This is a genomic window from Intestinirhabdus alba (genome assembly GCF_009711095.1).
Lineage (GTDB): Bacteria > Pseudomonadota > Gammaproteobacteria > Enterobacterales > Enterobacteriaceae > Intestinirhabdus > Intestinirhabdus alba.
This window is the reverse complement of record NZ_WMJZ01000024.1, coordinates 61,817-73,484: the sequence shown is the minus strand read 5'-3', so window position 1 is coordinate 73,484 and position 11,668 is coordinate 61,817. Positions and strand designations below refer to the sequence as shown.

Here is an 11,668-nt window from a genome sequence, read left to right as displayed (position 1 = left end):
GCTGGTTTATTAGCGCTGAGTTTGTGGGGATCCCTCAGCGCCGAAGCGAGGTTTTTTACAGCGTTATGCGATTGGTCGTCGCAGAGCACACTGTGTTATGTCAACGGCAAAAGTATACGTGTTCCGTGAAGAACACGCAATTTCGGCGCGAATTTTGCTGAATTCGATTATGAAACATTAATCACGATCCGTCCAATAAATACTGTTTATTTATACAGGTTCCTTGTATAATATTGATGTACACAATGTGTCAGAGGGGCCGCATCGTAACCCGGCGCAATGAAGTCCTGGCTGAAACGGGTGGTGCCGTCAGCGCCTTAACCCCCCCCAGAGCACACTGTGTTACGTCAACAAGCACAACGCTTCTCTGCGGAGTCGCCGCGTGCGCAACAGCTGGCAACAGGCAGCGGAGAGGTACGTCAGCTGATCGTGCTCCTTTACCACAGGAGACGCGCGTATGAGCCTCGTGGATATCGTTCTTCTTATCCTCAAACTCATTGTTGCATCGCTGCAACTGCTTGATGCCGTTCTGAAGTACCTGAAGTAGTTCAGATTCAAGCCGCACCAAAGGGGAGCGGGCAACCGCTCCCCTTTCACCTTTCCGTTGATACTATTCCTGCACGGCCGTCCTTACATGTTCGATAACCGCTGCGCTCTCCTCGTGAAGCCGGAAGCGCGCTGGCGGTAAAAGAGAGTTTACGGCAACATTAGTTGCCGATATTCGTTAACATAAGCTGACGCACGCCCCACCGATAACAAAGAATAGTATCTGGTTATATCATTTTAATGTGATAGATTTCTCTCACATTAAGGCTGATAAGCAGCCTTTTATCCTTAGTTTCCCTTTCTTTTAAAAGTATTCAACGAGATGAAAAAGCAGAGAAGCGTCAACCTGCTGTTGATGTTGGTCCTTCTGGTGGCCGTAGGCCAGATGGCACAAACCATTTATATTCCGGCTATTGCTAATATGGCCCATGACCTGAACGTACGCGAAGGGGCCATCCAGAGCGTTATGGCCGCCTGGCTGCTGACCTACGGCGTATCGCAGCTGTTCTACGGCCCGCTCTCCGACCGGATTGGCCGCCGCCCGGTGATCCTGTTCGGCATGACCATTTTTATGCTCGCCACGCTGGTCGCCGTTACCGCCCACAGCCTGACGGTGCTGATCGTCGCCAGCGCCATGCAGGGCACGGGCACCGGCGTCGGCGGAGTGATGGCGCGCACGCTACCGCGCGATCTCTATCAGGGCACTCAGCTGCGCCACGCCAACAGCCTGTTAAATATGGGTATCCTGGTCAGCCCGCTGCTGGCACCTCTGCTTGGCGGCCTGCTTAATACGCTGTGGGGCTGGCGCGCCTGCTACGTTTTTCTGCTGATCCTCTGCGCGGGCGTCACGTTCAGCATGGCGCGATGGATGCCGGAAACACGCCCTGTGGACGCGCCGCGCACCCGGCTGACCACCAGCTACAAGATCCTGTTCAGCAACGGCAACTTCACCTGCTATCTGCTGATGCTGATTGGCGGCCTGGCCGGAATTGCGGTCTTCGAAGCCTGCTCCGGCGTGCTGATGGGTGCGGTGCTGGGTCTGAGCAGCATGGCGGTGAGCGTTCTGTTTATTCTGCCTATTCCGGCGGCCTTTTTTGGCGCATGGTTCGCCGGTCGACCGGATCAGCGCTTTTCAGCCCTGATGTGGCGATCGGTGCTTTGCTGCCTGCTGGCAGGGCTGATGATGTGGGTTCCCGGCTGGTTCGGCGTGATGAACGTCTGGACGCTGCTGATTCCTGCCGCCCTGTTCTTTTTTGGCGCGGGGATGTTATTTCCGCTGGCCACCAGCGGCGCGATGGAGCCGTTCCCCTTCCTCGCCGGCACCGCGGGCGCGCTGGTGGGCGGCCTGCAGAATATCGGCTCCGGCACCCTGGCATGGCTGTCAGCGCTACTGCCGCAGACCGGTCAGGGTAGCCTGGGAATGCTGATGACCCTTATGGGTCTGATGATTTTATTCTGCTGGCTGCCGCTGGCGTCCCGCGTGCCGCATCAGGGACCGGCGATGTAGCCCGGCACCTTTCGTGGCCGCACCTCTGACGAAGCCGGGTTCACAAGAGGATAAAAAGCGAAGATGCAGAAAATAAGGTTCATCGCAGATTAGCGTGAACCAAAAATAAGGCCGCCCCCAGGGGCGGCCTTAAGCCTGTTCGCCGGGCGGTTTAGCGCCCGGCATTGCAAGCGGATTTACTCAGGCACCTTCCGGCACCGCGTGGGCGGTGTTCTTCAGCACCGGTCCGGTGTACTTCTCGATCTCCAGCTGCGTCATATGTCCGCAGTTACCCTGCGCCAGGCTGGAGGAACCAATATCGAAAGTCAGGCAGTTAACGTTGCCGTTTTTACACAGCGAACCAATCTGCGCCGGATCGGCAGGGTCAAACCATGCCCCTTCGCTGATGCGCACTACGCCGCTGCGCACGTTCTCCGTTACCACGGCCCCGACCAGGATCTGGCCACGGTCGTTGAAGGCGCGCACTAAGTCACCGTCGCTGATGCCGCGGGCCTTCGCGTCCTGCGGATGGATCCAGATAGCTTCACGGTCGGCAACCGCATATTTCTCGCGCAGCGGGGTGTTATCCAGCTGAGAGTGCAGGCGGTTGATCGGGTGCCCGGTGTTAAGAGACAGCGGATATTTTTCCGCTTCCGGCCCGCGATACCACTCGTGCGGCTCCATCCAGGTTGGGATAGCCTTGCAGTCCTCATAGCCCATTTTGGCAATGGTATCAGAGTAGATTTCAATCTTACCGGACGGCGTACCGAGCGGGTTAAGCAGCGGGTTCTCGCGGAAATCAGCGAAGCGCACCCATTGTTTATTCTCTTCCGGGATCGGGAAGCGGATATAGTTGTTTGACGACCAGAACATATCAAACGGCGGCAGCGCGACCCTGCCGTTACGCGCCTGGGTCTTCATATCGTCATACATGCTCTTCAGCCACAGCATTTCGTCTTTCCCTTCGGTAAAGGCGTCATGCAGGCCCAGCTTGGCGGCGATACCGGCAAAGATATCAAAGTCGCTCTTCGCCTCATGCTGCGGCGGAACGCACTGATGCATCGGGAAGACGTACAGCTGTGAGTAGTCGCCGCCCATATCCAGATCGTTGCGTTCGTAGGTGGTGGTCGCCGGCAGCACGATGTCGGCGTACTTCGCCGTGGCCGTCCAGTAAGGTTCGTTCACCACAATCACTTCCGGCTTCTGCCAGGCTTTAACCAGACTGTTGGTGTCCTGCTGCTGGTGGAAGGTGTTACCGCCCGCCACATAGACCATCTTGATGTCCGGGTAGGTGACCTTGCTGCCGTTGAAATCGATGGTTTTACCGGGGTTCGCCAGGCAATCAGTGATGCGGGCAACCGGGAACGGCGCAATTTTGCGTCCGGCTTCCGTGGTCGGGCTACCGGCGGAGATCCCGCCCAGAATGCCGCCGCGCGCCGTCGGGCTACCGCCGGAGGAGTAGTGGTAGCTAAAGCCGAAGCCGCCGCCCGGCAGGCCGATCTGGCCGAGCATCGCCGCCAGGGTGACCAGCAGCCAGTGCGGCTGTTCGCCGTGGTGCTGACGCTGAATGCCCCAGCCGCCCATGATCATGGTGCGGTTCTTCGCCATGTCGCGCGCCAGCGTTTTAATGGTCTGCGCATCCATACCGCAGATATCCGCCGCCCAGGCCGCGTCTTTAACGACGCCGTCCTCTTTACCCATCACGTACTGCTCAAATTTCTCAAAGCCGACGGTGTAGGTTTTCAGGAAGTCCGGGTTATGCAGTTTCTCGACGAGCAGCGTATGGGCAATACCGATAATCATTGCGCTGTCGGTATAAGGGCGCAGATGGATCCACTCGGCCCCCAGCGTCCTGGCGCTGTCGGTATGCACCGGATCGATGCTGATCATCCGGGTGCCTTTCTTCTTCAGCGCTTCAAAGCCACTCAGACCAACGTGGTCCGGCAGGTTCCAGCTGTTTTTCAGGGTGATCATCGGGTTGCAGCCCCACATCACCACCAGTTGGCTGTTATCGATAACGTTCGGCCACGCGGTCTGCTGCTCATAAACCTCAACCGAGCCGACCACGTGCGGCATAATCACCTGCGCCGCTCCGGTGGAGTAGTCGCCGGAGTAGTTTACGAAACCGCCGGTCAGGTTCATCAGGCGCTGCAGCAGGGTACGGGCGTTATGGAACATGCCGACGCTCTTCCAGCCGTAGGAGCCAGCGTAGATGGACTGCGGGCCGTGCTCTTTCTGCAGGCGGCTAATTTGCTCCGCCACCAGGGAAAACGCTTTATCCCAGCTGATACGCACCCACTCATCGCGACCGCGCAGCTCCGGACGACCGTTGGCGACGCCGCCTTCCAGCCAGCTTTTACGCACCATCGGGTATTTAATACGGTTAGGCGCATGCACCTGATGCGGTGCCATCTCAATCAGCTCGTTCGGAGCCGGATCGTCCGCGATCGGCTGTACGCCAACCATTTTATCGCCGTTGACGATAGCCTCGAAGGCCCCCCAGTGCGCGCCGGTCAGAATGCCCTTTTGCGCCTGGCGCAGGGCGGTAAACTGCGGCAGCGCCTGGCTGATAGCCTGGGCCAGAGCGGATCGCGGCCACAGGCCGCCCAGCAGCGGTATCGCCGCCAGAGCGCTGGCACCCGCCAGAAAACGACGACGGGTTAATTGCATACCTGGCTGCCCTTCACTCTGTTCAGCCGTCACCATACGATTATTCTTTTTCATCATGGCTCCTTATTATTTTTCTGCCGTTGCTGCGGGTGCCATGTCGCTGGCATGTTTCTGCACGTACTGGGTCAAAATACGCACCTGTTCTTCAGACAGTGAAGTACGCCCCGACATCCCTTTCACTACGCCGATCCACTGGTTGGCATTAAAGCGATCCAGCGCGGTCAGACCGTGGCAACCAGTACAGTTATTCGCCATCAAATCAGTAGCATAGCTCCAGATTTTTTGCTGATCGTTAATCAGGCTCTTGGCCGGCAGCCACACCTGCAGCGCCACCTGATGCCATACCTGCTTCGTCTCTTTATCGGTGAGGGTATCCAGCGTTTTGACCTGTTTACGCGCTTCTTCGCCTAACAGTACGCTGAGGATACGTTTACCCTGGGCCGCATACAGCGCTTCGCTCACGCCGTCCTGCTGCCAGCCGTCTACGTCAACCAGCACCATCTCCCCTTCGCGCTTCACCACTTTCACTTCAGTGGAAGGCATCAGGTTACCGTCGTTATGCTCGCTCATCTTGTCACTCAGCCAGAACGGCTGGGTCTGGATGGTGTACAGCGTGGTGGCTGAGGCAGGCGTTTTCGCCGCCGCGCTGGCAAGCTGGCTGGCACCGGCTGCGGCCAGGCCGCTCATATTTGGCAGGATGTGGGCTACACCTTTATGGCAGTCGATACAGGTATCCCCTGCTTTCATCGCCACCGGATGCTGGTTACGGGCTTCCGGTTTTTGCGCCAGAACGTCCATTGCCTTAAAGTCGTGGCAGGAGCGGCAGGTCGCGGAATCGCTCTTCTTCAGGCCGTCCCATACGTTCTGGGCCATTTCCAGCTTGTGGGCTTCATATTTTTCCGGGGTGTCAATTTTCCCGGTCATTTCCCCCCATACATCCTTCAGCGCGCCAATTTTGGTCGCCAGGTAGCTAACCGGCTGGTGAGGCACGTGGCAATCAGCGCATTCAGCGCGAATGCCTTTGCTGTTCTGGAAGTGAACGCTGCCCTGATACTCCGCCAGCGGCTGCTGCATGGTGTGACAGGAAACGCAAAATTCCATATCGCTGGTTTTATGCATTACGGTGGCAGTTCCGGCCAGTAATATTGCGCCGAGGGCAATACCAATAAGCATGGCCACGATAACTATTTTTCGTCTGCTTGTACGCTTTGTTAAATTTTTGCTCATTATTGATAAAATCCTTTACTTGCCATCGCAAAAATATTCTGGCGGCAAAACTCATCTCGTTATATAAATAAAGACATAACGACATCTGATTTGCAGCCGGAGACCCTTTCGGGGCGTTTTTACTTCATTTGTGTCCGACAATATAACGCTCATTAATTAAGCACCAGCAATCGTCAATGAACAGTAAATGCAGCATTATTAGACAGAAGCCAACGGACTGCGGGTATATATCCGTCATACTCCGGGCTGCATGGGCGCTCGCTTGCCGCCTTCCTGCAACTCGAATTATTTAGGGTATAGATCTTAGGCAAAAGCAGTTCAACTGAAATTGTGAGTAACCGTTTGATCCGTTTTGAATAATTTATACCGCGCCGGTCTGGCAAGATGATTAACAACAGGGCTGGCTGAGTGAACAGGAGTTCGCATCTGGCGGACCTCCGAACAGAGAGACCCGTCGCCATACCGATACGGCCCGGCGAATCCGGTTCAGAAGGTTATCCGAACGGCTCGTCTGCCGGGTGCGCAGCCTGCACTGTTACCACTCTGGAACGCATCCCCGACATCTGTGGAAATGGCTCCGGTGTGTATGCCGTCACCCGTTGTTAACCGTAGACGTGCCTGACACTATTGGCCTTTAAAACACCCCCTAAGGGAGTAGGTGGAAGGATAATGACGCCGGGCCAATAAATCCAGTGATTTCCCACACTAACTGTATATTTTTTTGACTCAGTTAAATCTTAATGTAATTTAGTCTGTCGGCGGGTCACGGACGCATTTTGCCGCCTGTTATTGCTCACCCTAATACCCACTGCGGCCGTTGGTGAGGCTGCTGAAATTTTATACGATAAAACGTTGCCGTTTATACCGGTCATACCGCAAGCTGCATATGCGTTGTTCAGGGTATATATTGTGCTCAACGGTTCTGTGCATGAACGGCAATTTTACGACCAGAAGCCTGGCAGGTAATAATAAAAACAATTTGCATTTCATTTCGTAAAGGCGCGGCCATTTTTGAACAGCGCCGGGGCTTCTTCCTGCGCCACGCCCCTGCCGGCCCCCTGGCGTATAGCAGAGAGGCCCGTTCCCTTACGCCAGGCGGCCAATAAGTTCAATAAGCCGGTAAATATGCGTCATGGCAAACAGCAGGGAGAGAAAAAGCACCGCCAGCGAGATTGACAGCTTGTCACCTATCGCCTTGTTTTTCATAAAATCGTCATGGGCCACGTCCATCAGGCTGCGACGGCGGGTATAGTACCAGAGCATGGTCGCCGTCAGCGCCAGGATACCCAGCGATATCCAGAACAGCATCCCCGCCAGATACCAGCTGTGCCTCAGCGCCAGGGCTAGCAGGGCACCATAGCCCAGCAGAGTGCGAAACCAGGCGAGAGAAGTGCGCTCCGGCTGTAAACCGGGGTCCACAATACGGCGCGCTTTACGGCTATCCGGCATAAAAGACCAGCACCATTACCACCGTTGCGACGCAGGTCAGGATCGCGCTGACCAGCAGCAGGCTGCGGGTATAAGGCAGATCCTCTTTCAGGCGCATCGCCTTTTCAACACGCAGCCAGCGTAACCAGCCATACAGGGCCAGTACGCCGGCAAAAAGACACAGCAACAGCGCCAGCAGTTCGCGGATGGCAGGGGTGGCGAAATCCGGTGCCAGCTGATCCAGGCCAACGCCCGCCGCCAGAAATCCCAGCGCGGTACGGATCCACGCCAGAAAGGTACGCTCATTCGCCAGCGAGAAGCGGTAGTCCGGCGCTTCGCCGGGAAGGGTTATCTTCATAATGACTCCTTGGCATCACCGGGACGAAACGACGCCCGTTTTATCCCGGTACGTTAACCCTTACCTATGCGGCACGGCGGAAATACACTTATCCCCATCATTCTTCAGGTTGTATGCGCGCCCGGGCCCCTAAAGAGCCGCCGCCAGAGGCGTTCAAAACGCACTGCGTTTTGTCCTGCAACCCAAATTAATTAGGATATATACTGCTGTGCAACAAAAACAGGGAGGTTGAGGTTGTATGGAAATCATAACGCAAAATAAATGGGGTTCGCTGGGGATGTTACTGGGCGCTATTGCGCTTATTACGGGCATCCTGCATATGCAACTGGGACCTATCGCCGCTCCGCCACCGCTGGAAAGCACGGTTGCCAGACAGATCACCGCCGTGAAAAAGGGGATTCTGGCTGGCCTGAAGGGGGAAAAACCGACCGCCGCGCCTGCCAGATCTGCGCCGATTAACGCCGACAGGATCGTTGATAACGTCAGTATCGCGCTCGCCGTCTCGGCGCTGCTCTGCGCCTTTATCGGCGGTATGCGCAAGGAGAATAACTGGAGCACCAGCGGTGCGTTGCTGTTCGGCGGCGCTACGCTGGCCTTCCATGCGTTTATGTTCGTTATTGCGATCCTTTGCGCCCTGGCCCTGCTGATGCTGATCGTTACGGCGCTGACCGGGTAAGAGCCGGAAGCACGGTTTCTGAAGCCTTATCCCGTTCTGCTTTATGGCGCACGCGCTATGTAAGCGTATGCGAATGGGCGGGGCAAGCGCGGAGGCTGATAGTGACGCAGGCGCAAAAAAGCCCCGTCACCGCTGACGGGGCTGATGCTGGAAGCCAGTTATTTGGCTAACGTAGCGCCTTCGCTAATAGCAATACGCTGGGGCGCAAGGGCTTCCGGCTCATTGCGGGACAGATCAATATGCAAGAGGCCGTTGGTAAAGGTCGCACCGGTCACCTCCATATTTTCAGCCAGCGTGAAGCTCAGGCTGAAAGGCTGCATAACCAGCCCCTGATGCAGCCATTTGCTCTCTTTTTCCGGCTGTACCGGGGTGCCCTTCACGGTCAGGCGCGTGCCCTCCAGCTGAATATCCAGATCTTCCTGACGAAAACCGGCCAGCGCAAGGGTAATGCGGTAGTGGTTATCATCGCTTTTTTCGATGTTATAGGGCGGGAAGCTCTGGCTTTCACCGGCGTTTTGCAGCGCGTTGGCCAGCTTGTCAAAACCGATCCATTGACGCAGCAGTGGGGATAAATCGTAGTTACGCATTATCATTTCTCCTTCTAAGAAGCGAGTGGTACGTGCAGATTCGCACAGGCTCCCTGACGGCAAGCCCGGGTGTAACGGCCGCAGGCGCGACCGGGTTGAATTAGTTTATTTCGATACGGCGCGGTTTATCCGCTTCCGGGATCACGCGCTCAAGCTCGATATACAGCAGGCCATTCACCAGGTTCGCGCCGCGAACGTGAATGTTCTCGGCCAGCTGGAATTTGCGCTCAAAGTTGCGCTCCGCAATGCCCTGATAAAGGTAGGTACGCTCTTTTTGCTCGTCGGCATGGGCACCTTTCACCACCAGCAGGTTTTCCTGTGCGGTGATCTCCAGTTCGCTCTCGGCAAAACCGGCAACGGCGATGGCAATGCGGTAGTGGTTTTCATCCACCAGCTCAACGTTATAGGGAGGGTAGCCGCCGTTGCTCTGGCTTTGCGTGTTCTCTAACAGGTTGAACAGACGATCGAAACCAATTGCAGAACGATACAGCGGGGACAGGTCAAAATTACGCATAGTTAATAGCTCCTGAAATCAGCGAGAATGTGGCACCTTCCATCATGGACAGGTCAGGTTGGCAGAGCACCCATCAGGCGTGCTCTTCGTTACCCGTGTTGTAAAAGTGGGTCTGATTACAAACTTTTCAAGCGTCCCCAAACGACTTTTTTGGCAGTTTGCTGTCTATTGCATAGACTGGGTGGGACAGCATGAATTGTTAAAGTGCGACCACCACCACAGCGCAACGTGCTGGTGATGTTATTTTGAGCGGCGAATCGCTATAACCCATCATGCAAACACTGATGATTAACAGATGAACGGATCATGACAAGAGATGTGTTGCTGAAGCTAACGTTGTGCGGCGGGATAGCGTTGCTGGGGGGCTGTTCCAGCGTGATGTCCCACACCGGCGGAAAAGAGGGAACCTGGCCCGGCACCCACGCCAGCGCCGCGATGATCGGCGATAAAGAGACCAACTGGGGCACCCGGTCGCTGGTAATACTTGATATGCCGTTTACCGCCGTGCTGGACACCCTTCTTCTGCCGTGGGATCTCTATCGGGCCGACAGTTCGGTAAAATCGCGCGTTGAAAAGAGCGAAAAAGAGGCAGAAACCATTAACGCGGTGATCCCTCCGGCCAGGCTGCCCACGGACAGCTAGCCTGCGTCTCTCCGTGACACCTGAAGCGCCGAATCTCTCCAGGCCGTTGCCGCCCTGCGCCGCAGAGCGAATGCTCTCTTCCGCGCCGCGCGTCAGGAGCGGCCCTGACTGATATTACTCCAGCCCGCTTTCCGTTACCCACAGCTGGCGGAAGCCGCCGCGCTCCTCCATCCACGCCACACGACGCCCGTCCGGCGAGAAAACTACCGCATCTGCCGACGGAGGCTGCCCGTGACCGTCGGTTAAGAAGGTAATTACGCCGCTGTGGGCGTCACAGCAGGCGATCCGGTTTTCCAGCACAAATCCCAGCCATTTTCCGGACGGATGCCAGTTAAAGGCCGACTGAATCCCCGCAACGCTGTGCGTCAGCTGGCGCGGCTCGCCGCCAGAGGGGGAGATAAGCCACAGCTGAACAACGCCGTCGTCGTCGCGCATCAGAAAGGCGATATCTGTCGCCTGGGGATTGCTGCGCACCCAGTGACGCGGGGTATGAACCAGCCCTGGAAAGGGGCGGTTATGGGTAAAAGTCAGCCGCCGCTGCACCACGCCGGACGGCGGCGCGGGCAGCGTGGTCGCCGTTCCCGTCAGCGGCGCGCTGCCGGGTCGCTTCCAGCCGGCCTCATTCTGCGGCAGCGCAACGATAAACAGCTCCGGCACCGTTTCGCCGTTGACCGCCAGGGTATCGCCGATAAACGCCAGGGCGTGATTGCCCACCCATCCCTCTTCGCAGGCGCGATGGATCTCATCGCTGCCCGGACGCGGCGAAGGAGTGGTCCGGCTCACCAGCACGCACCAGCGGCTGCCGCTATATTCGCGAGGGTGCCGCCCAGGCACCACCACCGGACCATAGGGTGCCGCAACGCCGACGTTGCGCCGATCCAGCGCCGGATCGCGCTCGTGCAGCACATGGTCGTTATAGGTGAAGCTAACAAGCTCACCGTTCGGGCTGAACACGTGTACGTGGCTGCCGCCGCGCAGCGCGCCGGGCGTCCAGGGCGGCGTGATGTCCATTGCGTCCAGATTTGTCACACCGGCCGCTCCAGCGAGGACGCCACGGCGGTGATGAAAGTCGTATTGCCAGCGTTCATCCGGGTTTTCCGGGCCATGAATAAAGACATATTGCTCCAGGACGGGATGAACGGTCACCACGCCAACGCAGGCCTCCTGCGTCGCCCGATAGATAACCTCTACCTCACCCGTTTCAACGTTGACCCGCTCAATAGTTTTCCCGGTAAACAGCGCCCCGGACGGGCGTACGTCAAAGGCCAGCCAGCGGCTGTCCGGCGTCCAGACGTTGGTATTGGTGAGCTGATGGTGGCGCGGCGCAAAGGTGAGCTGTTTCATAACGATTTCCGGACGTTGGCGGCTGGGTGGAGTAGTACAGCACACTTTTCCCGCCGCGACAGTAAAACTTCACGCCGACTTCATAGTCGTTTTTTACAGTACCAGGTGTGCCCCTTAAGCGGGCGTGGCGTCGACGCAGAGCCAGAAGCGCTGCCGCGCATCTGGAATAACCAGACCTTGCTCCGGGTCT

11 protein-coding genes and 1 other annotated feature are annotated in these 11,668 nt (G+C 57.0%); of the genes, 4 read left to right on the top strand and 7 right to left on the bottom strand.

Annotated features, from left to right (window positions below; translation table 11 throughout):
- Positions 1-457 precede the first annotated feature (457 nt).
- Positions 458-547, top strand: a complete 90-nt coding sequence (gene tisB / locus GJV78_RS16530; RefSeq protein ID WP_155109365.1) for a type I toxin-antitoxin system toxin TisB — start codon at positions 458-460, stop codon at positions 545-547.
- Positions 548-868: 321 nt separating this feature from the next.
- Positions 869-2,053 (top strand): multidrug efflux MFS transporter EmrD, encoded by a 1,185-nt coding sequence (gene emrD, locus GJV78_RS16525; RefSeq protein ID WP_155109364.1) that lies wholly within the window; start codon positions 869-871, stop codon positions 2,051-2,053.
- Between the two features lie 180 nt (positions 2,054-2,233).
- On the opposite strand, the gene torA is transcribed toward emrD, so the two are convergent.
- The 4 genes from torA to GJV78_RS16505 form a co-directional block, all read right to left on the bottom strand.
- Positions 2,234-4,738, bottom strand: coding sequence for a trimethylamine-N-oxide reductase TorA (torA, locus tag GJV78_RS16520; RefSeq protein WP_407929060.1), 2,505 nt, complete (start codon positions 4,736-4,738; stop codon positions 2,234-2,236).
- Between the two features lie 30 nt (positions 4,739-4,768).
- A complete protein-coding gene (locus GJV78_RS16515; RefSeq protein WP_155109362.1) occupies positions 4,769-5,929 on the bottom strand; it encodes a NapC/NirT family cytochrome c in 1,161 nt (386 codons plus the stop codon).
- 1,086 nt (positions 5,930-7,015) lie between these two features.
- On the bottom strand, positions 7,016-7,378 hold the full coding sequence (locus GJV78_RS16510) for a DUF202 domain-containing protein (RefSeq protein WP_155109361.1): 363 nt from the start codon (positions 7,376-7,378) through the stop codon (positions 7,016-7,018).
- Positions 7,368-7,715, bottom strand: a complete 348-nt coding sequence (locus GJV78_RS16505) for a YidH family protein (RefSeq protein ID WP_155109360.1) — start codon at positions 7,713-7,715, stop codon at positions 7,368-7,370. Before GJV78_RS16505 ends, GJV78_RS16510 begins: the two co-directional genes overlap by 11 nt.
- A gap of 238 nt (positions 7,716-7,953) precedes the next feature.
- Between GJV78_RS16505 and GJV78_RS16500 the strand changes: the two genes are divergently transcribed.
- Entirely contained in the window at positions 7,954-8,391 is a 438-nt protein-coding gene (locus tag GJV78_RS16500; protein ID WP_155109359.1) for a hypothetical protein, read from the top strand.
- 158 nt (positions 8,392-8,549) lie between these two features.
- Here GJV78_RS16500 and ibpB read toward each other — a convergent pair whose 3' ends face one another.
- Together ibpB and ibpA are read right to left on the bottom strand one after the other, a co-directional pair.
- On the bottom strand, positions 8,550-8,978 hold the full coding sequence (gene ibpB, locus GJV78_RS16495; RefSeq protein ID WP_155109358.1) for a small heat shock chaperone IbpB: 429 nt from the start codon (positions 8,976-8,978) through the stop codon (positions 8,550-8,552).
- A 100-nt stretch (positions 8,979-9,078) separates the two neighbouring features.
- Entirely contained in the window at positions 9,079-9,492 is a 414-nt protein-coding gene (ibpA, locus tag GJV78_RS16490) for a small heat shock chaperone IbpA (RefSeq protein WP_155109357.1), read from the bottom strand.
- Positions 9,486-9,558 (bottom strand) — a sequence feature (ROSE (Repression Of Heat Shock gene Expression) occurs in the 5'-region of heat shock genes and acts as an RNA thermometer to modulate expression.). (Overlaps the previous gene by 7 nt.)
- A 240-nt stretch (positions 9,559-9,798) precedes the next feature.
- On the opposite strand from ibpA, the gene GJV78_RS16485 reads away from it, so the two are divergent.
- Positions 9,799-10,134 carry a YceK/YidQ family lipoprotein gene (locus GJV78_RS16485; RefSeq protein WP_155109356.1) on the top strand — a complete coding sequence of 112 codons (336 nt, stop codon included), beginning with the start codon at positions 9,799-9,801 and terminating at the stop codon, positions 10,132-10,134.
- 114 nt (positions 10,135-10,248) lie between these two features.
- Here the strand turns inward: GJV78_RS16485 and GJV78_RS16480 are convergent, their stop codons facing one another.
- On the bottom strand, positions 10,249-11,478 hold the full coding sequence (locus tag GJV78_RS16480; RefSeq protein ID WP_155109355.1) for a DUF3748 domain-containing protein: 1,230 nt from the start codon (positions 11,476-11,478) through the stop codon (positions 10,249-10,251).
- Positions 11,479-11,668 lie beyond the last annotated feature (190 nt).

Coding starts and splice junctions, on each gene's coding strand:
- tisB (WP_155109365.1), top strand. CDS start 458: ATGAGCCTCGTGGATATCGTTCTTCTTATCCTCAAACTCATTGTTGCA.
- emrD (WP_155109364.1), top strand. CDS start 869: ATGAAAAAGCAGAGAAGCGTCAACCTGCTGTTGATGTTGGTCCTTCTG.
- torA (WP_407929060.1), bottom strand. CDS start 4,738: ATGGTGACGGCTGAACAGAGTGAAGGGCAGCCAGGTATGCAATTAACC.
- GJV78_RS16515 (WP_155109362.1), bottom strand. CDS start 5,929: ATGAGCAAAAATTTAACAAAGCGTACAAGCAGACGAAAAATAGTTATC.
- GJV78_RS16510 (WP_155109361.1), bottom strand. CDS start 7,378: ATGCCGGATAGCCGTAAAGCGCGCCGTATTGTGGACCCCGGTTTACAG.
- GJV78_RS16505 (WP_155109360.1), bottom strand. CDS start 7,715: ATGAAGATAACCCTTCCCGGCGAAGCGCCGGACTACCGCTTCTCGCTG.
- GJV78_RS16500 (WP_155109359.1), top strand. CDS start 7,954: ATGGAAATCATAACGCAAAATAAATGGGGTTCGCTGGGGATGTTACTG.
- ibpB (WP_155109358.1), bottom strand. CDS start 8,978: ATGCGTAACTACGATTTATCCCCACTGCTGCGTCAATGGATCGGTTTT.
- ibpA (WP_155109357.1), bottom strand. CDS start 9,492: ATGCGTAATTTTGACCTGTCCCCGCTGTATCGTTCTGCAATTGGTTTC.
- GJV78_RS16485 (WP_155109356.1), top strand. CDS start 9,799: ATGACAAGAGATGTGTTGCTGAAGCTAACGTTGTGCGGCGGGATAGCG.
- GJV78_RS16480 (WP_155109355.1), bottom strand. CDS start 11,478: ATGAAACAGCTCACCTTTGCGCCGCGCCACCATCAGCTCACCAATACC.